Source organism: Sphingomonas sp. 320_CC, from assembly GCF_059691795.1.
Genome location: NZ_JCAWAE010000001.1, coordinates 884450 through 907360 on the forward strand (window position 1 = coordinate 884450; position 22911 = coordinate 907360).

At 63.4% G+C, this 22911-nt stretch carries 28 protein-coding genes; 19 read left to right on the forward strand and 9 right to left on the reverse strand.

The genetic code is table 11. From position 1 onward, the window contains the following. Nucleotides 1-33: 33 nt before the first annotated feature. From AC59GX_RS04035 to AC59GX_RS04045, 3 genes are all read right to left on the reverse strand, one after another. A complete protein-coding gene (locus AC59GX_RS04035; RefSeq protein ID WP_497300944.1) occupies nucleotides 34-900 on the reverse strand; it encodes an SIR2 family NAD-dependent protein deacylase in 867 nt (288 codons plus the stop codon). Beyond that, entirely contained in the window at nucleotides 900-1955 is a 1056-nt protein-coding gene (locus tag AC59GX_RS04040) for a DUF262 domain-containing protein (RefSeq protein WP_133032422.1), read from the reverse strand. Before AC59GX_RS04040 ends, AC59GX_RS04035 begins: the two co-directional genes overlap by 1 nt. 101 nt (nucleotides 1956-2056) lie before the next feature. After that, complete coding sequence (locus AC59GX_RS04045; protein ID WP_133032421.1) at nucleotides 2057-2359, reverse strand: helix-turn-helix domain-containing protein; 303 nt, start codon at nucleotides 2357-2359, stop codon at nucleotides 2057-2059. 227 nt (nucleotides 2360-2586) lie between these two features. On the opposite strand from AC59GX_RS04045, the gene AC59GX_RS04050 reads away from it, so the two are divergent. From AC59GX_RS04050 to AC59GX_RS04060, 3 genes are read left to right on the forward strand one after another with little or no spacing between them, the layout of a single operon-like run. Then, the gene (locus tag AC59GX_RS04050; protein WP_497300946.1) at nucleotides 2587-3042 is read left to right on the forward strand and encodes a hypothetical protein; all 456 of its coding nucleotides are present in this window, start codon (nucleotides 2587-2589) and stop codon (nucleotides 3040-3042) included. A 13-nt stretch (nucleotides 3043-3055) separates the two neighbouring features. After that, nucleotides 3056-3796 carry a hypothetical protein gene (locus AC59GX_RS04055; RefSeq protein ID WP_497300947.1) on the forward strand — a complete coding sequence of 247 codons (741 nt, stop codon included), beginning with the start codon at nucleotides 3056-3058 and terminating at the stop codon, nucleotides 3794-3796. Further along, a complete protein-coding gene (locus AC59GX_RS04060; protein ID WP_497300948.1) occupies nucleotides 3793-4143 on the forward strand; it encodes a helix-turn-helix domain-containing protein in 351 nt (116 codons plus the stop codon). Before AC59GX_RS04055 ends, AC59GX_RS04060 begins: the two co-directional genes overlap by 4 nt. Nucleotides 4144-4332: 189 nt before the next feature. Here the strand turns inward: AC59GX_RS04060 and AC59GX_RS04065 are convergent, their stop codons facing one another. Beyond that, nucleotides 4333-5463 (reverse strand): hypothetical protein, encoded by a 1131-nt coding sequence (locus AC59GX_RS04065; protein ID WP_497300950.1) that lies wholly within the window; start codon nucleotides 5461-5463, stop codon nucleotides 4333-4335. A gap of 652 nt (nucleotides 5464-6115) precedes the next feature. On the opposite strand from AC59GX_RS04065, the gene AC59GX_RS04070 reads away from it, so the two are divergent. Genes AC59GX_RS04070 through AC59GX_RS04080 form a run of 3 tightly spaced genes read left to right on the forward strand, consistent with a single transcriptional unit; the run spans nucleotide 6116 to nucleotide 10562 of the window. Beyond that, on the forward strand, nucleotides 6116-7228 hold the full coding sequence (locus tag AC59GX_RS04070; RefSeq protein ID WP_497300952.1) for a hypothetical protein: 1113 nt from the start codon (nucleotides 6116-6118) through the stop codon (nucleotides 7226-7228). After that, nucleotides 7225-9963, forward strand: a complete 2739-nt coding sequence (locus AC59GX_RS04075) for a hypothetical protein (protein WP_497300954.1) — start codon at nucleotides 7225-7227, stop codon at nucleotides 9961-9963. The genes AC59GX_RS04070 and AC59GX_RS04075 overlap by 4 nt, the downstream gene beginning before the upstream one ends. After that, nucleotides 9960-10562, forward strand: a complete 603-nt coding sequence (locus AC59GX_RS04080; RefSeq protein ID WP_497300956.1) for a hypothetical protein — start codon at nucleotides 9960-9962, stop codon at nucleotides 10560-10562. The genes AC59GX_RS04075 and AC59GX_RS04080 overlap by 4 nt, the downstream gene beginning before the upstream one ends. Here the strand turns inward: AC59GX_RS04080 and AC59GX_RS04085 are convergent. After that, nucleotides 10507-10896 carry a hypothetical protein gene (locus tag AC59GX_RS04085; RefSeq protein ID WP_497300957.1) on the reverse strand — a complete coding sequence of 130 codons (390 nt, stop codon included), beginning with the start codon at nucleotides 10894-10896 and terminating at the stop codon, nucleotides 10507-10509. The two genes, AC59GX_RS04080 and AC59GX_RS04085, sit on opposite strands and share 56 nt — an antisense overlap. 63 nt (nucleotides 10897-10959) lie before the next feature. Between AC59GX_RS04085 and AC59GX_RS04090 the strand changes: the two genes are divergently transcribed. From AC59GX_RS04090 to AC59GX_RS04130, 9 genes are all read left to right on the forward strand, one after another. Continuing rightward, on the forward strand, nucleotides 10960-11709 hold the full coding sequence (locus tag AC59GX_RS04090; protein ID WP_497300958.1) for a hypothetical protein: 750 nt from the start codon (nucleotides 10960-10962) through the stop codon (nucleotides 11707-11709). A gap of 43 nt (nucleotides 11710-11752) precedes the next feature. Further along, nucleotides 11753-12193, forward strand: a complete 441-nt coding sequence (locus AC59GX_RS04095; RefSeq protein ID WP_497300960.1) for a hypothetical protein — start codon at nucleotides 11753-11755, stop codon at nucleotides 12191-12193. Further along, on the forward strand, nucleotides 12190-12564 hold the full coding sequence (locus tag AC59GX_RS04100; RefSeq protein WP_497300962.1) for a hypothetical protein: 375 nt from the start codon (nucleotides 12190-12192) through the stop codon (nucleotides 12562-12564). Before AC59GX_RS04095 ends, AC59GX_RS04100 begins: the two co-directional genes overlap by 4 nt. Then, the gene (locus tag AC59GX_RS04105) at nucleotides 12558-13490 is read left to right on the forward strand and encodes a hypothetical protein (RefSeq protein ID WP_497300964.1); all 933 of its coding nucleotides are present in this window, start codon (nucleotides 12558-12560) and stop codon (nucleotides 13488-13490) included. The genes AC59GX_RS04100 and AC59GX_RS04105 overlap by 7 nt, the downstream gene beginning before the upstream one ends. Nucleotides 13491-13556: 66 nt before the next feature. Continuing rightward, the gene (locus AC59GX_RS04110; protein ID WP_497300966.1) at nucleotides 13557-14255 is read left to right on the forward strand and encodes a multiubiquitin domain-containing protein; all 699 of its coding nucleotides are present in this window, start codon (nucleotides 13557-13559) and stop codon (nucleotides 14253-14255) included. Next, nucleotides 14230-15357 carry a ThiF family adenylyltransferase gene (locus AC59GX_RS04115; RefSeq protein ID WP_497300967.1) on the forward strand — a complete coding sequence of 376 codons (1128 nt, stop codon included), beginning with the start codon at nucleotides 14230-14232 and terminating at the stop codon, nucleotides 15355-15357. The genes AC59GX_RS04110 and AC59GX_RS04115 overlap by 26 nt, the downstream gene beginning before the upstream one ends. A gap of 83 nt (nucleotides 15358-15440) precedes the next feature. Continuing rightward, complete coding sequence (locus AC59GX_RS04120; RefSeq protein ID WP_497300968.1) at nucleotides 15441-15854, forward strand: ubiquitination-like system serine protease family protein; 414 nt, start codon at nucleotides 15441-15443, stop codon at nucleotides 15852-15854. Between the two features lie 74 nt (nucleotides 15855-15928). Next, nucleotides 15929-16840 carry a hypothetical protein gene (locus AC59GX_RS04125; RefSeq protein ID WP_497300970.1) on the forward strand — a complete coding sequence of 304 codons (912 nt, stop codon included), beginning with the start codon at nucleotides 15929-15931 and terminating at the stop codon, nucleotides 16838-16840. Nucleotides 16841-17236: 396 nt separating this feature from the next. Then, a complete protein-coding gene (locus AC59GX_RS04130; RefSeq protein WP_497300972.1) occupies nucleotides 17237-17398 on the forward strand; it encodes a hypothetical protein in 162 nt (53 codons plus the stop codon). A gap of 887 nt (nucleotides 17399-18285) precedes the next feature. Here the strand turns inward: AC59GX_RS04130 and AC59GX_RS04135 are convergent. Genes AC59GX_RS04135 through AC59GX_RS04145 form a run of 3 tightly spaced genes read right to left on the reverse strand, consistent with a single transcriptional unit; the run spans nucleotide 18286 to nucleotide 20234 of the window. Beyond that, nucleotides 18286-19554, reverse strand: a complete 1269-nt coding sequence (locus tag AC59GX_RS04135; protein ID WP_497300974.1) for a Y-family DNA polymerase — start codon at nucleotides 19552-19554, stop codon at nucleotides 18286-18288. Further along, a complete protein-coding gene (locus AC59GX_RS04140) occupies nucleotides 19551-20027 on the reverse strand; it encodes a LexA family protein (protein ID WP_497300975.1) in 477 nt (158 codons plus the stop codon). Before AC59GX_RS04140 ends, AC59GX_RS04135 begins: the two co-directional genes overlap by 4 nt. 3 nt (nucleotides 20028-20030) lie before the next feature. After that, nucleotides 20031-20234: a hypothetical protein gene (locus tag AC59GX_RS04145; RefSeq protein WP_497300977.1), complete on the reverse strand. Its 204-nt coding sequence runs from the start codon at nucleotides 20232-20234 to the stop codon at nucleotides 20031-20033. A 134-nt stretch (nucleotides 20235-20368) separates the two neighbouring features. Between AC59GX_RS04145 and AC59GX_RS04150 the strand changes: the two genes are divergently transcribed. The 4 genes from AC59GX_RS04150 (at nucleotide 20369) to AC59GX_RS04165 (ending at nucleotide 22108) form a co-directional block, all read left to right on the forward strand. After that, on the forward strand, nucleotides 20369-20605 hold the full coding sequence (locus AC59GX_RS04150) for a hypothetical protein (protein ID WP_497300979.1): 237 nt from the start codon (nucleotides 20369-20371) through the stop codon (nucleotides 20603-20605). Beyond that, nucleotides 20605-20787, forward strand: a complete 183-nt coding sequence (locus AC59GX_RS04155; protein WP_497300981.1) for a hypothetical protein — start codon at nucleotides 20605-20607, stop codon at nucleotides 20785-20787. Before AC59GX_RS04150 ends, AC59GX_RS04155 begins: the two co-directional genes overlap by 1 nt. A gap of 16 nt (nucleotides 20788-20803) precedes the next feature. After that, nucleotides 20804-21199, forward strand: coding sequence for a thermonuclease family protein (locus AC59GX_RS04160; RefSeq protein ID WP_497300982.1), 396 nt, complete (start codon nucleotides 20804-20806; stop codon nucleotides 21197-21199). A 390-nt stretch (nucleotides 21200-21589) separates the two neighbouring features. Next, nucleotides 21590-22108 carry a DUF6438 domain-containing protein gene (locus AC59GX_RS04165; protein WP_497300984.1) on the forward strand — a complete coding sequence of 173 codons (519 nt, stop codon included), beginning with the start codon at nucleotides 21590-21592 and terminating at the stop codon, nucleotides 22106-22108. Between the two features lie 256 nt (nucleotides 22109-22364). On the opposite strand, the gene AC59GX_RS04170 is transcribed toward AC59GX_RS04165, so the two are convergent. Beyond that, nucleotides 22365-22889 carry a hypothetical protein gene (locus AC59GX_RS04170; RefSeq protein ID WP_497300986.1) on the reverse strand — a complete coding sequence of 175 codons (525 nt, stop codon included), beginning with the start codon at nucleotides 22887-22889 and terminating at the stop codon, nucleotides 22365-22367. Nucleotides 22890-22911: the final 22 nt, after the last annotated feature.

Here is a 22911-nt window from a genome sequence, read left to right on the forward strand (position 1 = left end):
GATGGCGGCGACGGCGTTGGCGAAGTGACTGGCTCAGGCGACGTCCGCGACCTCGTGCAGCGCGACGAGGAAGGCCGTCAGATCCTCGTAGTTGTTGGCTTTGCTCACCGGAATGATCTGGACATTGAAGTCCTTGAACCACCGTTCCTCCTGCACGGTCGTGATCTCCTCGTCGACCATCAGCGCGAAGTGGTTGGGGCCACTGCCTGGCGTAAAGGCATCGGCGATGAAGCCTAGCAGCAGCTTGATCTCCGGATCGTTCATCGAGGCTCCTACGAACACGACCGTGAACATCGTGAAGATCGCCTGGAGGAGGCTCTGATAGGCGCGTTGGCGGTAGAGCAGTTCGCGGTAGTCGGTCTCCGTGAGGACGATACCGTCGCCGACTTTGGCGGCGTCGCCATGTGCTTTCAGAATGAAGAACTCGCGCTGTCCGAGACGACGCTGGAGTTCACCGGCGTTTTTGAACGTCAGGACGGAGACGTCCTCGTCGCCGCCCGCGCGAAACGTGCGCTCGATCAGGGTATCGTAGTTGGTGGTGACGACGAACTGCAGGCGGTCGAGCGCGACCAGGGCCTTGTGCAGATCGGTCGGCTTCGGCTTCGACTTGATGAATGCGGTTTCGATGAAGTCGCTGAAGTAGACCCGCAGATCGTCCTTCAGTCCGCCCGCCACCATCAACCACTGCCCGGGGTCCTTGATCAGGGCGCGGTACTCGGCTTCCTTCTCGGGCGTGATGACCCGGTGCTTCACGCCGGCGTCCACCATCTGTTCGAGCAGTCCGTCCCACAGCGGCAGCTTTGCGCCGGCTGACGCTCCGGCGCCGACGAGGATTGCACAACGGCGATCGCGGTAGGCGCGCACGAGATCGTCGGGTATCCGCTTTGTGTCGAAAGCCATCATTCGCTCCTTGCGTCGATGTCGGGGCAGAAGGCTCGAAGCGCCGCGGCACGAGCCGCCACGCTGTCACGACGGCCGGCCTGAATTCGGAACGCTTGGATGTAGTTGTACAGATGACGATCGAGGACGGGGTTCGCGCGTCCGTCCTGGATCAGGACGTCCGGCGCGCGATTGTGCAGCGCGCGCCTTGCCTCGAACCCATGATAGGCAGCGGCGAGTCTTGCCGCATCGACGCTCGCCCCCGCCGCGAGGCGCTGCATGACAAGCCAGCCGAGATCCACGAAGATCCATTTCTGGACGATACGAAATCTTGAAAGTTCGTTGACCTGCTCGAGAATGTTCAGCGCGTCTCCAACTTCGGCGGCGCACTCGAGGATCCGGTCCATATGGTCCGGACCGAAGTCTGCGACCATGCGCTTCAGATCGGGCGCCTTGATGTCCCTTTCCCCGCGGTAGGCGGCAAGAGCGAACAGATGCGTCACGAAATCCTGTCGGCGATAGCGATTGTCCGCGATGCGGCAGTTTAGGAAGAATTCATGCGACGTCGCGACGCCGTCGATTATGTGCCGCATCGGTTTGAGCATCGCGTTGCGCAGTTCGGCGGGGTTTAGCGCCACACCCATCTGCAGGCGGGCGAACAGGTTGGTGACCTCGTCGGCCGTCCCCTCGACGATATCCGCAACGCTCACGGGAAACGCATCGAAGCGCTCCTTCAAGGTATCGGAAAGTTCCGAATAGGTCAGGCCGTCGACGGTTTCGCCGTTGATCGGCAACAGCCTCTCTGGGTGATCGAGAACGAGTTCGTCGTTCCGGAAAAGCCACAGGGCCCGCAGGCGCTGCTGACCGTCCACGGCTTCGTGCTCGAATACGCCGCCCGGCGGCATTCGACGAAGATAGACCTTGGGGATGTCCATGCCGCGGAGGACGGAATCCACCAGCAGAACCTGGCGGGGGGATTTCCAAGCGGCTCCGCGCTGCCAGCTAGGATTTAGCTGGATAGTGTCGCGTCGCTCATGAAGCGCGTCGTTTCGCGCGATTTGCTGCTCGATGATCATGAACGCACGATAGCGAAGTGCGACGAGAGCGGAAGCCACACACGTCGAGGAACTCTCAAGTCGACACGGGTCGGGATCGCTCCCGGCCCGTGCGACGGCATTCACGCGGCTGGCGGTCGCCCGCGGCGTGTCTTCGGTGGGTCGCTGGGATTGCTCAGCTCCTTCGCGACCGAGTTGAGAAAGTCGGGCATCGAGACGCCCAGTACGCCAGTCATCTTGGCGAGAGTTTCGAGCGTCAGGTTCTCCTCGCCCTTCTCGACCCGGCTCATGTACTGGAAACGGACGTCGATCGCGCGCGAGAACGCTGCTTGCGAGGTGAAACCCGCAGCCACGCGCGCGTGGGCGATGGCTCTGCCCATCGCCCGCTTCAACGCCATTTCGTCCGGGTTCGCTACCTCAACCATGTGCGGATTGTAGACGCTCGAGCTCTTCGTGTCGACGCGCGTCGCTCCCAGGCGGGTGGCTTTCGCGTCGGCCTTCGTAAAGCGGATCGGGCGGCGTGGAACGTGCCGCGCAGCGGCTGCGAATGAACTCCTGTTTCGTGGGTGGAAAGGGCTGAAGCGGACGCAACTTGACAAACTGACGCAACTAATCTACCTATAGGTTGAGTTTAATTCGAGTGGAGGTTGTTATGCCGCACACCGACATCGATACTGGTTCCGTCCTTCGTCCCTCCTTTCATGCGGGTGCAACGCTTGCGGTGCCCTCGGGTGACATGCTCGCCGACCTGATCGGTCGGCTTCGCCTCACGCAGGGTGACATCCGCAGGCTGCTGCGCATGTCGGACGAGCCGGCCAGGGTGGTTCCGGATCGCGAGCAGGGGGCGATCAGGATCGGTTCGGTGGCTTCCGCTCTGGGGGAGGCGCTCTTGCTGGTGGGCGATGACGAGCTCGTCGGAAGTTGGCTCCGTGCACCCCACGCGAGGCGTGGTGGCGCGACGCCGATCGAGGAGGCCGAGTTCGCCGAAGGCGATACACAGATCCGCTTCGTGCTCCGCCCGGACCCGATGGAGCTCGTCCTGATGATGGCGGAGCGCACGGTGTCACGTCACCGCGCTGCGCTTGCCGACATGAAGACGGACGCCTGATATGCGGTACGCCGTGCTCGACATCGAAACCGGCCCTAATGTTGAAGCCATGCTGAACGCGGCGCCCCGGGCCAGGACAGAAATGGATCTTTCCGCCCTGCACAGGCTGAAGGCGGCTGTCGTGTTGTCCTTCGATGTCTCGGGAGGTGGCGCTCCATCGAACCTTCGCTTCGAGCGCTTTGGGCTTGACGGCCGTGAGCAGGAGATGATCTTCGGTATTGATCGCGCCCTCCCTAGTCCGGCTGCTGGAGACATGTTGATCACGTTCAACGGACGATCCTGGGACATTCCGATGCTGTTGCAGCGCGCTGCCGCCGCATGGTGTTTCGCCGTCCCGACGCTGGCCGCCTGGGGCGACGCGTCGTTCGAGCGCCATTTTGACGTGATGCGCCGCGGCGGGGCGAGGCCGGGCAAGGGCTGGTCGTCCTTGGCCGACAGAGCGGCGGCGATCGGTATCGACATGCGGCTTGCGCGCGGAAAGGCGACCGGGACTCCTGCTTCGGTCCGCCGACGATGCACGGCGGACGTCGCTGCCACCTTCCTGTTGTTCGCGGCGGGCGAGGCCGTGCGGCGATCGGACGCCCGCTTCTTCGGCGGCGCGTGGCTGGCGCTCGCCGGCGTGATCCGTACGGATCCCGCCTTGTTCAGGGACGTCGGATACTTGGCCGAGCACCCGGTGCTCGATGGCTGCCGCGTTCTTGTCGGTGGCTCGGCCGCCTACAACGTCGCACCGACCGTTGGCCTCGTGGCATGATGGATGACCTGGAGTGGACGGCGTTCGGTCGTCGCCCGCGCGACGACCATGAGGGGCCGTTCCGGGTCCCCGACGCCCGTGTGCTGGGGCAACGGCTAGCCGCCCTGCGTTTCCGCTACGGGCTTTTGGTTGCCGACGTCGCGGACGCGGCTGGACTTTTCCATCATCAGATCGAAGAGTTCGAAGCGTACGGTGCGGTGTCTGCGGAGACGTTGCTGTGGCTGATCGAAGTCCTCTGCCGTGATGACAGCCTGGCTGACGCCTTCCAAACCCCGAGTTTCCGTGATCGTCAGCACTTTGTGACACGCTGGTCGAATGGCTCGAACGTCGTGCCGCTTCGTCGTTAACGCGATACGTTACTAAATTTCTCACCGAATAACCGTCTTCGGATCGAGCATTACGCGCTTGATCTCGGTGCCGCCTCTCTACCCTCTCAAAATGTTGCTGAACTGGCGCACAACCCCGCGGCGCTCCGGATTTCAGTGCAGAAGTAGCAGCACTAAAACTTTCCGTACGTTGCAGCCCAGTGCAGGTTATCAGTCGGCTCTCGGCACCCGTTTGATATAGTTTGCAGCGAGCGCGGCCATTACCTCCCACGCGTACGATGGGTGAGCAGCGGCGGCGGGCGGCCAGTTGGCCTCGTCGATCAGAATCATCAGGCGAAGGATCGACTCCCCCCGGAGCTGTCCGCTGAGATCGGCGAGATCGCGATGTGGCATCTTTGACAGCGCTCGTGGCGAAGCGCGTTCGTCCACGGGTCGGTGGCCCAACCTCGGCGCGAGCTTGTAGCCACAGAGCCAACCGCCGAGTAGCCGATTGGCGTCCGGCCCGAACTTGAGCTTTCGCGACCGCTCCGGGATCACCACGGCACCCGTTTCACCAAGCCTTGCAATGAGCTTGGGCCATCCCTGCGCGAAGACCGTCGACATGATAACCGTGGATGGCGCCGGGGCTCCGCGGGGGGCAGCTCTGGATGCCAACTCCGCCAATACTCCGGAGACGGTGGCTGGACCCGGAACGTCGAGCCCGACCGAAATGGCCACCGGTTGACAGCTGAAGAGATCGAACGCGATGGTGGCGATCGGCAACGTTGGCTCCCCGTCGAGCCAGACTACGGCCTCGATGGCGATGTGGTCTATCAGAATCACGTCGAGCGGCCACCTTGGCTCCGGTCTGGGCCGAGGTGGATCGTCAGCGTCATCACCGGCCTTCAGGGTAACTCTAGGCGTTTTTTTTTGGTGCTCGCTCCGTGCCAGGCCGACGCGACGGCGGACATAGCTGATGCCGGGCCTGCGGAGATGGGCCGGCCAACTGGCCAACACTCCAACGGCCACGGGCTCGGTAGGCCGATCCGGATCCTGGTCGATCAGTGGTTTGACCTGACCATCGATGTATTCCACAACCTCCTTGCTGATCCGGGTCGTGCCGTCGATTCGTCTGGCCCAAGGGGCCAGCGCAGCGGGGTCCTGTTTGGACTTATGCCATCGACGTACCAGCGCATAGAACGCGGATCTGGTCAGGCCCGTCCGGCGGCAAAGGACGTCGACGAGAATGGCACCGTCCTCTCCGGCACTGACATAGTCCATCACCGCGTAGGTCCGGGTCCGCGTGACGTCACGCCACCGCTCCGGGAGCGCCTGCAGACGCTCTTCCAACTCTCTGGTCATTTTTTCCACTCCTCTAGCTAGACGCCGATCTCCGACGCTTCAACGGTTTATGTACCTGTAATTGAATAGTGACCTTGACGCCCCGGCAACGCCTCCTTAGTTGGGATGTAAGTGTAATGGAAAAGTGCGTACCGCTCCGGCGGTTTTGTTTTACCTATCACGAGTTGTGTAAACCATTAGAGATACATTCGCATCCGGGTTTCGCGCTTTTTCCCTGACCCAGTGCCAATCGAGGAGAGGCAGAGTGGACGTTGACACGAGGGCTGGCCTCTCGATCGGTTCCGCGGTTACAGGCGGTCGATACGGCAATGTGCCGGCCATCGACTTCTCGCGACCGTTGGCGCCCAAGGTACGCGAACCCTCGCCCGGCGCTGGACGACCGGGCGGGGTACCGTTCGATGACCTGTTCGAGGTGTTCGAAACCGGAGATCTCGTGTTTCCGCGTTGCGTCCGGGGAAGGGGTGTCGGCGAGGTTCCAGGGTATGGTGAGCTCGAGCTGAGCGTCACCCATTCGTACATGAGCCGGTACAAGGCTGCGAGCACGTGCGTCAGCTACGAGCGGGGGCAGCGGCTCTTCTACTCGTCACCGATAGTCCAGAAACTGAAGCGGCAGGGGGCGCTGGCGATCGAGGGCTCGGTCGACCAGGCGCGGGTGCTCATTGCCAAGATGCTCGAGGAGGACCTCGGATGCTCCTTATCCCCAGCACATAACCACAGCGCGTTCTACGTCGATCCAGGGAAGCAGGGCGCCACGGCCGTGGCGCGGATTCTGTACGGGATGGCGATAGGCATCAGCATACAGCAGGCGCTCGAAATCTATCCTCACGCCAACCCGTTCCTGCAGGACCATCTCCCTCCCTCGGTGCGCTTCGCCGAGCATGCGGCGCTCGGGACCGATCGCAGTCAAGAAGAGCTTCGCAAGCTCCTCTACGAGATGCCGAGATACTTCATCATGGCCGGTGACAAATGGCCGTCCGTCGGACGCCTCGTTACCACGCCGATGAATGTAGCCTACAAGACGGCATTGCTCGCTGGCTGGTCGTCCGGACATCTTTGGATCCTCCGCGCTTTGATCGAAAGTGGGGCGCGGTTGAGTGAGATCGTCGCGCTGACGATACTCGACTGGATGGAGGCGAGCTTCGGCGGCGTCCGGTGCAACGCCATCAACAAGGGATCGCGCGGTCAAATCCACAAGGAGATTGGCTGGACGCCGGGCTGTGCCGCGGACGGTATCGCCTACATCGACGATCACCGGATCTCGCCGCTGGAAATGAAGCGGTACGGTCGCAGTCTGAAGTTCGATGACTACCGCGAAAAATACGAGGCAGGTCACCTTGACGATCTCAGGGTGCCGATCGTGCCGACGCGCATCGGCGGCAACTATACCCGCGACGGGTTCTACAACCACAAGTTCTCGCCGACCTTCGCGCCGCTCGGTCTGCGCGGTCACGATCCGCGTCACGCGTTCGTCTCTTCGAACCTGGACACGATCTACGCGAAGTACTGGGACGAGCCGGACCTTCTGGCCGCCGCCTGTCAGAAGCTCATCGAGTACATGGCCTGGTCGACCGGCGAGGCGATGCTGTTCCTGTACTCGAAACGTCACCGGCAACGGCGAAACGCCATTCTGTCCGCAGCATTCCACAACGTCATGCAGGCGGACGAGACCGCAGTGCTCGCCCCTGGGCGGACGGCCTTGCCGCAGTTCTGCAACCCAAACCCAATCGACGACGCATTCGACAGCTGGATGGGATCCGCCAAATGACCGACGCCCGCACGACCAACGACACCGTGACGTCCGTTCCGCCATTGTTTGAAGCGCCCGCGGACGGTAACCCGATGGCGTCGAAGAACGATACCGCGCCCGAGCCGCCCCGCGCCAAGCGGCGGTGGAAGCGTACGAAGTTGCGGATGCTGCAGGCCAAGGCCTTGGCATCCGACGCCATCCTCGACGATGCCGAACGTGCACGCCTGCTGTCGTTCCACCGCTCCCGGTTGATGCTGAAGGCGCCGAAGTTCGACGAACTGCTCGCCACCGGTGCCATCAAGCTGGTCGCTAACGATCCTGGGGATGGCGCGGTTCTGTTCGACCTGGAGCGCAAGGCCGACATCTACGCAATCGTGGCTCAGTACATGGACGAGAATTCGTCGCTCGACGACGTCCTTCGCCTGCGACGCATCCACTCGCTCTGCCGGCCCGGTCAAGAGGTTCGCCCCCCCGCCAGCGCCATCGCCGCAGCGGTACGTCACATGCCCACGGACCCGACGAACCACGACTTTACCCGACTGCTGTGTGGCGGAGCCATGGCGCAGAGGTTGGTGACGGAGCACAAGAACAAGCACGGCGGCAGTCACCGTTTCGCCCGCGCAGCGGCGGGCGCCGACGCGGCAGCGCTCCTGGAACAGGCCCCCCTGGCCCTACGGGATTATCTGGTCAAACGCGGTTTCGGACAGATCAGGGACGTACCGCCGGCGTGTGCGGCGCAGCTTATCGGCTGCCGGAACGAAAAGCTCTTCGGGCTCGGGTTGCTGCTGCTCGATAACATCCTGCGCAAACCCGTGTCGCGCCACGCATATCACAAGATGCTGGTCCTGAAGCAGATCGCTAACGCGGTCGGCGACGACGACCTATCTACATTGGACGGCCTCGATCGCTTCGCGATCGAGTACTGCCTTGAAAAGACGCGTTTTCCGAACGATCCGGATTCGCGTCGGCACAAGGTCGGCCACTTCCTCCTCGAGGCTCACGTCGACATCGATCGAGAGGTCCGTGCCGCCGAACCCGCGGACGCTGAACTGCTGAGAGGCTTTCAGCTGCCACTACCGCGGATGCCCCGGGAGTTCGCTGCGGCGATAGGCAAAGGAATTCGCAAGCAGATCGCCGATGGACGACGGAAGCGCAAGGATCGCGTCGAACCTATCTCCGACGGTCTGGCCGAGGCGAGGTTCCTGGCGGGATCGAGGGTCGCAGAGCTCTCCCACGACCAGAAATGCTGTGCGCAGGCAATGACCGAGGCCGCGAAGTTGGAGACGTCCGGACCGGTCGAGATCACCTTCTCCTACCTCGCGCCGATCTTCGACGACGATGGTCGTCGGGTGCCCGGGCTTCAGCGCCGCCATTGGACCCTGCGCAATACCAACCGCATCAATGAGATGCTCGTTGAAGTCGGCGGCACCTCCAGCCGCGACCACCGGCATCTTCCGGGGGGCGACCAGTACGACTGCGTCTTCGACACGGAATGGTGGCTCACCTACGATTGTAGCGATGGGGTGGATGGTACAACGCCGCGCGATCCATGGTTGAGTCAGGCCGTCGACGCCTTGGCGTTCTACACTGGACGCGGGCTGCTGCCCGAAATGGTCCGGAAACAGCTCGGGTTCCTCAAGACGAACAAGGTAGGTCGGGACCTGGCGATCCGCCTGCCGCGGGGACTCGCGTGGTATGCGGGACCGCAGGCGAAACGGGCCCGGAGGGTGCTTGTCGAGCTGGGCCTTCGGCCATTTCCGATCACCGAGCTGACCCACGGAATGCTCGTCGCCATCGCCGGTACGAACGTCATGACGACATCCGGTGCGCGTACGCACGAATTCTTCCAGATAGTGCAGGATCCTGGCCGGTTCTTCCGCCTCGAAAATCTGCCTAACGAAGAACAGCGTTACGTCTTCCTTGCGGTTCCGAAGGGTTTCACCGAGTCCGTCCCGTTCGTCGTCACGCGGGAATGCGCCATGTCCATATGGGCGATGGCGAAGTTCGCAGGCGACCGCTGGCACGGTGGCGGGCCAATCCCGATCACAGCTGCGGATCCCGCCCTGCGCGAGAAGTGCGGCCCGGGTAGGTTCGTCGCGAACGCCGGCGATCGTCCCCTTCGACCGAACACCCTCAGCCCGCTCGTGCAGGTGTTGTTCATTGGGAGGCACGAACTCGAGGCGTACGATCTGCGTCACAGCTTCGCCGGGTATGCGGCGGGGACGGGCGTTCCGCTGGAGATCATCGCGGCCTGGCTCAACCAGAAGTCGCTCGATATCACACGCTACTACGCCAAGGCCTCCCGGAAGATGCGGGACCGGTGGTGGATCCAATTCCATACGAGCATCGATCTTCAGGAACACCAGGCGCGTGCCCTTTCGGTCCAGGACGCGGAGAAGGCTACGGCGTTCGACAACGTCGGTGCGCTGACATCGGTCGTCGGCGGGACATGCGTCACGCTCGGCGAATGTCCGGTGAGGTTCTCGTGCATCGGTTGCCGGAGCAACGCCCCCGATCCCGACAAAGCCGACGAGGTACAGGACTCGATGGCCGCCGCCGTATCGCTGCGTGACGTCTGGGCTCGCCACGGTCGCGTCAAGTCGGTTCAGGAACAGGAACAGGTGATCGCGCGCCACCGAGCGACGCTCCGCGAGATGGATCTCATAAGGAAGTACCGCGCCATGCGCGACGAGGTCGTGGCCCCCAACCTCCGAATGGGTGACGACGCAGCATCCGCAAGGACGCTGTCGTGAACGCGGGCGGTGACGCCGCTGGCCATCGCCCCCCCGATTTCGGGAGCGGTCCAGGCGTACGCGCACGGGTGCGCGAGTATCGGCTCGCGCTGCTTCGCATCGTGCTCGAGCAGGCTGAGGCGCCCTTACGGTACGAGGATGCTGCAGAGCGCCTGGCACTTGCGGATGGGGTCGGCATCCCGTTGCGCACGCTCAAGGAACCGCCCTTCGCCGATCTGATCTCGGCGCAGACGCCGAGGCGTGGCAGGAACGGGGAGTTGTCCGGCATACCGTGGCGCCTGCGCCGGTTCAGCCCGGAAGGCTTCGCCTCGCACAAGGCCGGAATCGAAGCTCGGCTGCGCGCCATGCAGATCGATCTGCCCGACGCCGTCCCGCTCAATCGGGGTGCCGAAGCCGGCGAGCGCGAACGCCTTCAGCAGGTTTGGGACATGGAGCTGCTGATTGAGGCGCGCGCACGGGAGCATGGCCTGGCCATCGCGGCGAACATGCGCGAGCGGCTGCTCGAGCGGCGGGGGGTGATCGCCGCCCGTCGAGAGGGCGCGATCAATCTGGCGTACCGCGAGTTGCGCCTGCCAGCTCCATCTGGACGAAACCGCTGATGCGCCGGGAGGTCGCCTCGTCGATGAGCCCACGCGAACGCGTCCACGCAAGAAACGCATCGAGCATTTCGATCGCGTGGACCCCATCGCCGCGACTAATTGGAACCAGCGGCCATTCGGTGTCCCCGACCGGCAGGTTGGTTCCGGTCGCCCAGTCGAGGACGGCTTGGCGGGTCACGGTCACCTGCCTGCCGTCGGAGGCGTGGATGCGGAACACCGTCGAGGCCGGCTGCCTCGACGCGAACAGCCGGACATTCTCTCGCGCCGTCACTGCGACGGAGATCACGAGGTCATCGCCGTGTGCGGCGGCCGGTCGCCACTCGATCGTGAACATTTCGCTTGCCTACCCATTTAATATCAACCTATGAGTAGAGTTAAGGAAGCAGGAGGTCAAGTCGTGGTACACGAAAACATCAGCCGCTCGGTCCCCGCGGACGCCGTGTTCTTCGGCGTCGAGGACGTGCCCCTTCAGCCGTTCGTTCCCTATCTGGACGTCGCATGCCTTCTGGGTACGACGCCGTCGCTCCATTTGGTGCGCGGAATGGATGACGGTTCGGAGAGGTACGATAGCATTTGGGTCTTCGGCGGCGCCGTCGATCCGGATCACGCCGGCCGGTTGTTCGCCTGGATGTGGTCCCGCCCGGACCGGTGGTCCGTCTGGGGACGTGCGGCGACCGGTCTCGGTCCGGCCTACCTGTCTGGAATGGTCGCCCGCGAGACGGCGGATGCCGTGCTGACGGAGCCATCGACCGTGGACGCTATCGCCCCATGGCCGGCGGACCTTGATGAGGATGACGACGAGAACGACCCTGGCAACATCTGGTGCGGGTGCAACAACAAGGTTTGGGGAAAGGAGAAGAGCTACTCCATCATCCTCTACCATGAGAAAACGAGGTCGGATCCGATCTTCTCCCTTGTCCTCGACAGGAAGGGGGACCGCGACCGGATCTGGGATTTCATTAAGCATCAGACGGGTCGGTATCGCGAGTTCGCCGACCTCGTAAATGCCCACGGGCGCGAGGCTCTTGAGAAACTCATCTTCGCCAGCATGCTCGAGACCGAGCGCGCCGTGAAGAAGGCAGGCTTAGGCAGCGGCGGACTTCGGCCGTTGCGCTTCTGGCCAGGACCGGAGAGCGTCGATGCATAGGGCCGATCTTCCCTACTGTTTTACGCGCATACTGTCGGATGGAATGCCGGCAATCGCACTGGCCCGCCGTGAGCGTGGCGGCCGTTCGCATGTGTTCGTCTGGACGGTCACGTTCGATGCCCCACTTTATCGCGAGTTCCTCTTCGCGTGGCTCGAACGAAACGTGCCCCGTTGGGCCATCTGGGGCGCCGTCGCCGCGACCCGGGGATCGGCGGCGCTCAGCCGCTGCATCGACGATGCCGTCGGTCAGGCGGCTTTGTCAGGAGCCCCCATCATGATCCAGATCTACCGTGCCGCGGCCTATCTCGGATGCACCGAGGTCGATCTGCTGGAGTTCCGCGATCGCGAGGACTGCGCGGCGCTGTTCGAGGAGGAGCCCGACCCGCTTCTCGAGGAATCCATCATCACCTTCGTCGATCTGGGCGGCCTCGTCCGCCGGATGATCGACGACGCGGTCGCATCGGTAAGGGAGGATAGAGAATGAATAACATCGTCGGCGCCGTTATGGACCACCATTCCCATCAGGACGTGAGCGCGTCGGCGCTTTCCGTCCCGGGGGTGAACCCTGGCGGGATATCCGCCAAGTACGCGAAGCGCGGAGCCATGATCCTCGTCAAGGCGTGCCGCGCTCTCGGCGACGACGTGCAGCAGCACGTCGGCTTGGAGGCGATCGCAGCGGGATGCGGGTTCCACCGTTGGAACGAGCTGACCGCGCAGCTTGGGGTCGGCGCCGATCGGGTCTGGTCCGAGGAGCGCTGCCGCTCCCGCATGATCGAGCTTCTGCCCGGCATCGAGACCGATGTCTTCGAAGGCGCCCTGACGGTGTTGGCGACGAAGTGGAGGCCCGCGTGGTGATGCTCATCGAGAACCCCGCGATCGACGAAGCTCGTGAAGCGGACACCGCCTTTGGCGCCAGCGACGCTCGCGAAGACGCGACCATCGAAAGCTGGGATCCTTCGCTGACGATGTGCATCGCCGAAAGCTACGCAGCCCACGTCGTTCCGTGGGGACTGGACGCTCCTCGGCAACTGCGCGGAGGCGACCGCGTGACTGCGGGCATAACGCCGCGGCTTGGCTGCGAGTGGAATGCCGAATGGCTCGGGGCGATCGATCTGGCGTGCCGGCATCAGCGGGACGCCGGTCGACCTTGGTTTCACATGCTTCCGCTGGCGGTGACTGGTCCATGTGGCGCGGGCAGGACCCACGTCGCCCGTCGGCTCGCTTGGGAGGCGGGGGTGGCGCACATCGCGATCGACGTCTCGAGCTGTGCGATGGTCAGCGGGTTGGGTTCGCCGGGCCGTGGGCCAACGCCGGCACTGCCGTCTGCCCTGGCGTTGGCGATGAGCATGACGGACTGCGCCAATCCCATCATAAACGTGACTGGCGTGGAGACGGCCGATGCGAACACCCTTGCTAGACTGGCAGCCGCCATGGATCCGATGCGGTCCCGGATCGACGACGGGGGTCTGGGCATCACGCTGGACCTCTCCGAGGCGACATGGCTGATCCAGCTGCCGCCGGACGCCGAGCTTCCAGCTGAACTGCAGGACTTCACGACGACCGTCGCACTCACGCTGCCCGACCAGCCGGATTGGGTGGAACTGGCATGGATCGAAGCGCTGGTCGAGGTAGCCACCGATCGCGCGATGGGTGACGAACTCGGTCGTCTCGCCGACTGGACCGACGACGGGGCGGAGCGATGGCGCCACCCGGGCCTCAAGGCCGCGGCTCGATACGGACTGGCAGCGACGGCGTTCGAGCATGTCTACGGTCCCGGCTGATGGAACCGCATCGGCTCGGGGCAAATACCGAGCGCCTGAACGACATTTAACTGTGAGGAGTGAACGATGGACGACGCAAACAACGACGTGAGGGACGCTGGGGTGCAGGAGTACCTTATCAAAGTGGACGGTAGGGAGATCCCTGTCGCGGGCATGTCGATTACCGGGTGTGAGGCGGTCGAGATCGCCGGCCTCGTGCCGGCCGACGCGCACCGCCTGGTCCGGGTCGACGGGGGACGCGCCTCGTTGATCGAACCGGCAACTGTCATCCCGCTTGGCGAGGATGTACCGGCGTTCCGATCGGGAAGGGGGCAATCGCACTGGGCGTTGCGTGTCGACGATGTGGACTGGGATTGGTTGGATCCCGGCATCCTCGCCTCAGACGTCCGCGACATCGCGTCCGTACCCTCCGATCGCGAGCTTTACGTTAACGGCGGCACCGGGCCTGTGCGAACCGGCGGCCTGATCGACCTTACCGGCGGCGCGCCGGAAGTTTCGACCCGCCGGCTTCCGGTTGCACCTGCGCAACGCAGCGTTCCGATCATCCTGAACGGTCGGCCTCGCGAGCTTGCGACCGCGGAAGCGACCTTCGAGGACCTCGTCCGGCTCGCCTTCCCTCAGCTGCCGGCGGGGCCGGAGCGTACATTCACCGTGACCGTTCGACGCGCTGGCGGAGACCGGCCCGATGGCTCCCTCGTTCCGCGCCAAGCAGCGCGTCTACAACCAGGAGCGGTGATCAATGTCTCATCAACCGATAAGAGCTAGCGCCGATCTTTCCCGGCTTGCCAACGAAGGTTTCGACCTTGCTATCGAGACGGGCCACCTCGTAGTCAGGGGGGTGCCGTTCGTCGATTCCGACGGCGTAATTCGGCATGGAACGGTGCTGACGGTGCTCAGCCTCGCGGGAGACCGGACGATACGGCCGCAGAGTCACGTCGCCTACTTTGGGGGGGGCACGCCGCACGACAATCGGGGCCAACCCCTGCGGATGCTGCATACGAGGCAGGCTAGGCATTTTGGGGACGACATGACGATCGACCACATGATGTCGAGTCAGCCGGTGACCGGCAACTATCCTGATTACCATGCCCTGATCACGACCTACATCGCCGAGATCGAGGGACATGCGCGCGCGATCGATCCGACGGTCGGCGCGCGTCGAGCGGTCCGCACTGTGTCTCCGGCTGCCAGATCGGTGTTCCGCTATCAGGACACCGCTTCGTCGCGGGCGCAGATCGGCGCCTTCACCGACAAGCTGCGGAACCATTCGATCGCGATCGTCGGACTAGGTGGCGGCGGGTCGTACATTCTGGACCTGGTCGCGAAGACCCCGGTGTCGCGCATCCACCTTTGGGATCCGGACGTTTTCGAGCAGCACACCGCGTTTCGCGCGCCCGGAGCGCCTACGCTCGAGGAACTCGGCCGGCGCCCAGCCAAGGTGGACTATCTCGCGAGCATATACGGGAGGATGCACGCCGGGATCGTTCCGCATCGCTCGCGCCTGGGCCCGAGCAATCTCCAGGGCCTCAGGAACGTCGATTTCGTCTTCATTGCGGTGGACAGCGCCGCAAGCCGGCGTCCGATAGTCGAATTTTTGGAAATGGTGGGGAAGCCCTTTATCGACATCGGCATGGGGCTCCATGTCTCCGACGCGGGCATCGTCGGGACGGTCCGCGTCACGACCTCCACCGACGAGATGCGCGGTCATGTCCGCGAGCGGGGCCGCATCCCCATGACGGGCGATGACGACGCCGACGACCCGTACTCAAGCAACGTTCAGGTCGCCGACCTGAACTGTCTGAACGCGGCGCTCGCGGTGGTCCGGTGGAAACGCCATCTCGGCTTCTATGCCGATTTCGAACGTTAACACTGGAGCGCCTACGTGGTCGACGGCAACACGTTGATGAATGATGAGCGGCCGGTGGATACCACGACGTGAGGGTGCGTGTGATGTCGCACCGCTCCGTCGGCCTGATCCCGGAAAGGCTGCGCAGCGCGACGCTTTACGTCTCGGCCGAGTTCGGGGTCGCGGTGCACCTGTGCGCCTGCGGATGCGGGACCGAGATAGTCACGCCGATCGGCGGCGATGGCTGGAGCGTGACCTGCGACGGGACGTCCGTCACGCTCGAGCCGAGCATCGGCAACGCGAGCCTCGCCTGTCGTTCGCACTACCGCATCACGCGGGGGACCGTGGATTGGATGCCCAGCTTCGGCCCCGCCGAGCCACCCGCGCGGTCGACTCTGCGAGCGTTCTACGTAGACCTCCTTTTCCGCATTAGGTCCTGGTTTCGTCCTCCGGATCCGGCCCATCGTGATGTCACACCCATCGAGGAACGGACAATGCAACGAGATCGTCTAAGATGACGCGCATAGCGAACCTGAAACATCCGACCGACCAAAGTCGCTTCATTTACTGCTGGCGTCGGCGGGAGACCGACGTGAGCGCGCTGGTATATGTCGCGAGCGTGCTGCGGGATCCCGAGCAGGTGGTGCAGGCAGCCGAGTGGGTGGGTCAGCTCAACGCAGCTAGCGCAGAGCGGGAGGAAGCGGGCACCTTGCGGCTTCGGCGATTGCGAGATGAGATGAAGGGCGTCTCCCTCCTTCTGTCCAAGGCATGTGCCTTTGAGGGACTTTCGCTCTCGGCGATGCTGTACGGTATTCTACCCATCGCTCACGTTCCAGAACCCTCGGAAGGCTTTCCCTGGTCCGAGATCGAGAGCCCCGCGTCATGGACGGCTGTGAGCAAATCCTACACATCGAGGATGGGGGACGGTTGGGAAAGACGTCACTACGTCAACGGAGCCTTCGTGCGACCGCGTGTTCATGCCAGTGGCGGTTGGGCAGTGCGGATGAGTTCCGGAATCGTGCATGGTTCCTTCATCGTGGACGGTTGCAACGTTCGATCAACTGGAACGCGGGCATGTACAATCCAGGTTCCGCAAGCCTGGCCTGAAACGTATGTCTTGATGCTCCCGGGCAAGCGGCTTGACGCGGTAATCAGTCACCCGATCTTCGAGGACCCGGCATTTATAATAAAATCCGCGGTACTGACGGAGGAAGGTACGACGATCAGCTTCAGATCTCCCGTGATCCCGGTGGCCTTCGATGAGGTGCGCGCGGAGGCGGGTATGGAACATCAGCAGTTGGGACGGAATGGCGAGTTGTCCGGTGAAAGAGCGCTGCAAGACGTCAGCGGCGGGGGCGTTCGTCCGCTCGATGCATATCTAAGATCGAACGAGCGTGCGGCCATCATCGCCGCGGGGTTCGCTAAGCACGAGCTGACCGCACGAATGCTTCAGATAAACTCGATGTGTCCGCCGTGGGCAGAGAAGCTGCAGCTTCCGGACTAGCGAACGTTGAGGCAGAGCGTCGTTGAGTCGACCTGCTTGCTGACTTCCTGGTCGCGGACACCGCCGCTGATCCACCTGCGAAGTTCACCCCCGCCGTTGGAAGCGTCTGCGGCTCGCAGTCTGGTGTTTGACCGGCTGATGCCCGCCCCACGGTCCCGCCGTCACGGTGGAGTCGAACGACGTTCGTCCGGCGCGGCAGAACCGGAGTTCACGTTTTCGTTGCGACTAGTCCTGGTCCGCCGGAGAGAATGGTCCGGCGGCGGGCGTGTAAGATGAGCGGCCGCTTCGCATCGGGGGATTTACATGGATTACATCGATGCACTGGACATCCCTTAGGCGATCATCGCGCGTCTTGAGGGTGTCCAACTATTGGCACGAAGCCGATTAGATATCGCAATGTTTGATGCTCTCATCACGTGCGACGCGAACGAACTAGTCGCGCCGATCCATCCCGAGGCTATGATCACGGTCCTGCGGTCGGGCTATCACGAGCGGTGGCTGACCGGCAGCTATGACGAGGTGCTCGCGCTGCAGCGCCATACCCTACCGATCGAATGACTGCGCGCGGTCCCGTCTTTCCTACGCGCGAGAGCAAGCCGCTTGCCTGAGCATCCGGTAATGTCCGACCTCGAGGTCTGGGAAAAGGCATCGGCCATCGCTGCGGCTTTTGGCGAGGACGAGACCGAGTGTTTCGTGGACAGACTTTTCGCCATTCTACACGACACCCAACCCGCGAGACTGGCGTCGGATAGCAGCTGCCGCCGACGCCGTCGCTGCAGCGTCCAGGCGGTAGCGACTCACCGTCGCTGATCGTCTGCCTCCCTAAACACGTCTGTGCGTTTGAACACTGCGAAGGAGACTGACATGACAAGCGGAGAAGATCACGGACGGTTCCAATGAGCGCGCGATCGACGAGCCGCCGGCCGACACCGCACCCGGCATCTCCGATGACGCGCTCCTGGTTGGCGAGGAACTGCCGGAGGAGCTAGCGACGAGGAGGTCGCGCGGACCGCGGAAGGTTGGATAACCCGACCCCGAGCAAGTAACAGATCAAGCCTGCGATAGGCCTGGCGTTTCCGGATCGGGTCCAGAGGGGGCCTCAGCAGGCTCGTAGCGCAGTGTCCACCGGGGGTAGCCTCCCGGTGCGATCTCGATATCGGGAAGTCCGACCGGATCGGAGCCCGTCTCGACCCATCCCGCGCCGTGGCAGCGTCCGCAAACGGTGCGCTTGCACCGGAAGCTGACGAGATCGATCTCGGAGTTCCACTGACCTCTGCCCTGACAGACCGGACACATCGCATCGAGGCTGCCCTTGCGAGGCTGTAGCGGAACGATGTCGAAGGCGTGCGGGCTTTCGGGGCCGTCGCAATGGACGATGTTGCTGGCATGGGGCATCTGGCTTTCTCGTGGCGCTGCCGCCCAAATGCAATACGGTCTGGCCGCCTCTACGCTCGGACCGTCGGTACCTGCGCTATGTCCGTCGTCCACGCTGGCGACCGCATCTCCGATCGCATCCTCCACTCCCGCTTGAACCCCTGCGATGCCGTCACCGCCGTCCAAGTGCCGAACCTTGCGTTGATCGCGTCAAGCGCACCCATCAACCGGTCCCGCTTGGCCGTATCCTCCTCGAACAGGGTGCGCGGCCGCTCGTCCTCGGGCAACAGATCGTCGAGCATGATGCCGGCCTTCGTGTAGGCGTAGCCATCGCGCCACGCCTTCTCCGCACCGCGCCTAGCCGCTGCGATCAGTTCGAGGCTGTCATTCGTCATCGGATGAAGGGTTACCATCCTCGATGCGCCGTACTGCGGTCGGTCGGGCTTGTGCTTGTTGGTGTGGAAGAACGCGGTCAGCCGGGCAGCCACCAACCCGTGCGACCGCAGCTTCTCTCCTGCCCGCAGCGCATACTGCGACAACGCGCCCATCATCCTCTCGAAGTCGCAGATCGGCGTGCCGAACGACCGGGTGACTGCCATGCCCTTGCGGCGCGGCTCGACCGCCTCGACCGCGTTGGACGGAACGCCGCGGAGTTCGGCAACCAGCCGTTCGAGCACGACAGTGCCTACGGCGCGAGCCTGTTTCATCGGCATGTCCCGCAGCGCACCCGCGGTGTGGATCCCCAGGCCGGTCAGCTTGCGTGCGGTCGCACCCCCTACGCCCCACACGTCGCCGACCGCGAAAGCATGCATCACCTCGCGCCGCACGTCTTCGTCACGAAAATCGGCCACACCGCCGAACTGCGGGTTCTTCTTGGCCGCCGCGTTCGCCAGCTTCGCCAGCGTCTTGGTGTACGCGATGCCGACGCACGTGGGTATCGTCGTCCATAGCTGGACCTGCGCCCGCATCGCGTTCGCGTGGGCGACAAGATCACGGCCCTCGAACCCCGCCAGATCCAGGAATGTCTCGTCGATCGAGTATATCTCGAAGTCGCGTGCGAAGGACTCGCACGCGGCTATCACCCGACGCTGCATGTCACTGTAGAGCGCATAGTTCGACGACCGGACCTGAATGCCGTGTTGCCGGACCTTGTCTCGCAGGTGGTGGATCGGGTCTCCCATCTTGATGCCGAGTGCCTTCGCCTCTGCCGATCGGGCGATGGCGCAACCGTCGTTGTTCGACAGCACGATGACCGGCACGCCCACCAGGCTGGCATCGAAGGCGCGCTCGCACGAGACGTAGTAGTTGTTGCAGTCGATCAGGGCGATCGGCGTGCTCATGCCATCTTGCGCGCGACACCGACGACCGTGCCCCAGATCTCGACGTGCTCGTCGACCAGAATGTCCGCGAACCCTTCGGCCTCGGGCACGAGCCAATGGCGGCCGTCGACATAGCGCAACCGCTTGAGCGTCCGGTCGCCGTGGACCAGTGCTACCACGATCGAACCGGCCTTTGGCTTCCTGGCACGGTTCACTACGATCATATCACCATCGTTGATTCCCGCGCCGGACATGGATCGGCCGTCGACGCGCATGATGTAGCTCGCGGCCGGATGCTCGACGAGCCACGCGCCCAAGTCGATCGGTTCCTGCATGTCGTCTTGGGCCGGCGACGGAAACCCAGCTTGCGTATGGACGAGGAAGAACGGCACCTCGCAGGGCACCAGTTCGAACGGGACGTCGTGAAGCCGCAGGGCTTCCTCGAAACGGTTCAGCGCGACAACGACCGGGTGGTTACCGTTTGTCGAGGACACGACCTAGAGAATCGCGGTGAAGAGGAGCTGCTCATGCCGGGCGGCAAGAACCGACCGAGCATCCTGGGCCGCGCCGACGGCTTGCCTATACTCCACCGTGACAAACCGCTCGGCCTCGTCGAAGCTGAATGGAGCAGGGTCCGCTGACGGATAGACGTTATCGTATGTGGCGCGGGCAGCCGCACGTAGCCGCAGATCGTGCTGCATTTCATTGCTCCATCAGTGTCGAGTCGCCGCAAGCGGCATCCCCGTAGCTAGGCGCGATCCGGATTGATTCGCAAGAACATTGCAAGAACATCGATCTGATGCGATTGGTGGGGCCGACAATTCGAGGACGCCAGATGACTGAGCACGATGACGACCAGCAGCAGCCAAAACCAGCGTTCGGCCAGTGGCTCATTACACAGAAGGACCGCATCGACCTCGTCGGCCAGCTTGCGATTGGAGCGGTCGCCGATCGCCGCTTCCCCCGCAACGGTGATCCGGAAGACGTGCGCAAGCACCTCAGTGCCATGCAGGCCGAGGGCGACATGTTCGCGGCAGTGGACGATGCCGAGTCGGACTGGTTGTCCGCGTGATGCAGGACGCATGGGAACAGGCTTTCGCGCTGATGGCGGATCATGGCCAGATGGGCGCATGCGAGATCGTTGCGTCGGGCATGCAGAAGTCGCCCCCGGAGAAGCCCGAGCAGTACCGGCAATGGGAGGTGCTAGCCGATTGTCTGAACGCTGTGGCGGATGCTAGCCGGACGAAGCAGTGATGCGGATGTTGGGGCAATGATCGCCATCGTACCAGCGACGGCCTTCTCATGCATCGTGACGCGCGTTCATGACGGTGACGGTCCTCTATGGTGCTCGAGCGGTATCAAGGTTCGGATCGCCGGTGTTCAGGCGCCGGACTTCGAGAGCGCGTCACCGTGTCGGGCGGTAGACCCGCGGCGGGTGAACTATCGCTGCGACAACGCCGCTGCCAAACGCAGCCAGCAGATCGTTGAGCGGCTGGTACTGGGGAAGGCGCTGCGATGTGAGCCGACTGGTAGAAGCTACAGCCGCATCGTCGCCCGGTGCACGCTGCCCGACGGCCGGTCGCTGTCATGCGCGACGATCGAGGCCGGCGCCGCAGTCCGATGGGAGCGGTATTGGCGGCAGTATCGGATGACAGACTGCCGTTAAGGCGCTTTCATTCAGACGAACCTCGCAGTGCGCGTTTGCGTCACGAGGCTGCGCAAATGCGCACCCCCGCTGCATGTTTGCGCAACTGCCACAGCGGATAGGCATCCTGAATGCTTGTTGCTGCGGCTCAATGTCGTCTCAAATCTTGCCGCAGACCGTTCTTCGGGAGCGGCAACATCGAACCCGCAGATCTGGATTTGTCGGTGAGACACGTGATCCATTGGTCGGCAATCGCTGTTTCATGATTCAAATCGGTTGAGGAAAATGAGATGACGAACGTAGCTTTGCGCGGCTGCCTGATCACGATCCTTTTGAGCGGACCGGTGCGACATGAAGGCTGGTGGTCTGCGGTTCCGTCTACGAGAGAGTGATTGTTTCAAGGAGAGCGAAATGCGTCGATCCGGCGTACTGTTGATGCCTGCGCTGATCTCACTGGGTGCGTGCGCATCCATCCCGCAAGTCGTGATGAACCCGCCCCTCGCCGGATCGCCCGAGACCATCGCGGTTTCTGTCGGACCGTGCTTCGGCTTCTGCCCCGTGTATGACGTGATGCTCGCTCCAAACGGAGACGTTCATTTCTCCGGCAAGCGCCACACTGCCGAGGTGGGCGATCGCGATCGCCGTTCTAGCCCCGAAGTCTACCGGGCGGTCGCCGGCGATCTCGCGGCGTTCCGCCCCGCAGAGGGAACGACGGAGCGCGTCCCATGTACCGCGGCGATCAGCGATACGTCGTCATACACGATTACTTGGATCACGGCGGACGGTCGTCGCATGGTTGCGACGCACCAGCGGGGCTGTTCGGGTGGCCCGGGACATGAACTCGACAGCGTACTCGCTAGCCTGCCGAAACGTCTGGGTATCGCTTCTTGGGCTCAGCAGACGACGCGGCCGGGGTCATCGCGGGGTTGAGCGGCGAGGCAGGCTAAGAAAGCAAGATCCGCGCGACGTGCCGTCTGGCACCAGCGGCATCCGGGGCGCGTGATCACTGATGTTGCGCTCCGGCCTCCGTTCGAAATGGCCCGCCTCGCGTTGCAGATGCGGATGGCGGGCTTCGGCCGTCGTCGGCGCACGTCCTCGGTTCCACGCCTGTAGGACCGTCCGAGCGGGGTCGAAGGCGTGGATGTTGCGCGTATTCCACGCGGCGACGATGTAGAGCTCTGCGTTCTCAGCGCGCGATTGACCGCATCAGGTTGCCGAGAGACGATGAGACCTTCTGTCCAAGCGCTCTGACCTCGGAAGCCGTTCTTTCGGCATCGTCCTGTTCGAACACCAAGGATATCCTCTCCGCACCTTTCGCACGGAAGGTGACGACCTTTGCAATCACAACCCAGCGATCGCGACGATCGAGAGCGATGCGGAACACGCCGTGACCGAGAACGGTCCGGAGTGGTTCGTGAATGCGGAACGCAGCGATACAGGACGCTGCGATGGCGCCCTCTGCCGCAAACGGACCGCTCGCGTCTAATGCGTCCGCGAGATCCTGGAAGCGCTGTCCGATGAGATGACGGAGTCGGATGTCATCGCCGCGACCAGGTATGCCGGAAAGACTGAGCAGGGCCTCGCTTACGGCGGCTTCGGCCGACGCGAACGCCTGGACGAGTTGTCCGCGCCAAGCGTTCACGGACTGGGCTGCTGCAATCCAGCGGGCCTCTTCCGGCAAGCTCGGAATTGCGGAGTTCGCGACGGACATGGTGGCACAATGACGCAATGTC

Bases quoted from the DNA above. Each gene is read 5' to 3' on its own strand.
- AC59GX_RS04060 (WP_497300948.1), top strand. From the start codon at position 3,793: ATGATGGATGACCTGGAGTGGACGGCGTTCGGTCGTCGCCCGCGCGAC.
- AC59GX_RS04110 (WP_497300966.1), top strand. From the start codon at position 13,557: ATGGACGACGCAAACAACGACGTGAGGGACGCTGGGGTGCAGGAGTAC.
- AC59GX_RS04100 (WP_497300962.1), top strand. From the start codon at position 12,190: ATGAATAACATCGTCGGCGCCGTTATGGACCACCATTCCCATCAGGAC.
- AC59GX_RS04160 (WP_497300982.1), top strand. From the start codon at position 20,804: ATGATCGCCATCGTACCAGCGACGGCCTTCTCATGCATCGTGACGCGC.
- AC59GX_RS04155 (WP_497300981.1), top strand. From the start codon at position 20,605: ATGCAGGACGCATGGGAACAGGCTTTCGCGCTGATGGCGGATCATGGC.
- AC59GX_RS04045 (WP_133032421.1), bottom strand. From the start codon at position 2,359: ATGGTTGAGGTAGCGAACCCGGACGAAATGGCGTTGAAGCGGGCGATG.
- AC59GX_RS04120 (WP_497300968.1), top strand. From the start codon at position 15,441: ATGTCGCACCGCTCCGTCGGCCTGATCCCGGAAAGGCTGCGCAGCGCG.
- AC59GX_RS04165 (WP_497300984.1), top strand. From the start codon at position 21,590: ATGCGTCGATCCGGCGTACTGTTGATGCCTGCGCTGATCTCACTGGGT.
- AC59GX_RS04130 (WP_497300972.1), top strand. From the start codon at position 17,237: ATGTTTGATGCTCTCATCACGTGCGACGCGAACGAACTAGTCGCGCCG.
- AC59GX_RS04065 (WP_497300950.1), bottom strand. From the start codon at position 5,463: ATGACCAGAGAGTTGGAAGAGCGTCTGCAGGCGCTCCCGGAGCGGTGG.
- AC59GX_RS04050 (WP_497300946.1), top strand. From the start codon at position 2,587: ATGCCGCACACCGACATCGATACTGGTTCCGTCCTTCGTCCCTCCTTT.
- AC59GX_RS04170 (WP_497300986.1), bottom strand. From the start codon at position 22,889: ATGTCCGTCGCGAACTCCGCAATTCCGAGCTTGCCGGAAGAGGCCCGC.
- AC59GX_RS04075 (WP_497300954.1), top strand. From the start codon at position 7,225: ATGACCGACGCCCGCACGACCAACGACACCGTGACGTCCGTTCCGCCA.
- AC59GX_RS04040 (WP_133032422.1), bottom strand. From the start codon at position 1,955: ATGATCATCGAGCAGCAAATCGCGCGAAACGACGCGCTTCATGAGCGA.
- AC59GX_RS04135 (WP_497300974.1), bottom strand. From the start codon at position 19,554: ATGAGCACGCCGATCGCCCTGATCGACTGCAACAACTACTACGTCTCG.
- AC59GX_RS04035 (WP_497300944.1), bottom strand. From the start codon at position 900: ATGGCTTTCGACACAAAGCGGATACCCGACGATCTCGTGCGCGCCTAC.
- AC59GX_RS04095 (WP_497300960.1), top strand. From the start codon at position 11,753: ATGCCGGCAATCGCACTGGCCCGCCGTGAGCGTGGCGGCCGTTCGCAT.
- AC59GX_RS04150 (WP_497300979.1), top strand. From the start codon at position 20,369: ATGACTGAGCACGATGACGACCAGCAGCAGCCAAAACCAGCGTTCGGC.
- AC59GX_RS04085 (WP_497300957.1), bottom strand. From the start codon at position 10,896: ATGTTCACGATCGAGTGGCGACCGGCCGCCGCACACGGCGATGACCTC.
- AC59GX_RS04115 (WP_497300967.1), top strand. From the start codon at position 14,230: ATGTCTCATCAACCGATAAGAGCTAGCGCCGATCTTTCCCGGCTTGCC.
- AC59GX_RS04145 (WP_497300977.1), bottom strand. From the start codon at position 20,234: ATGCAGCACGATCTGCGGCTACGTGCGGCTGCCCGCGCCACATACGAT.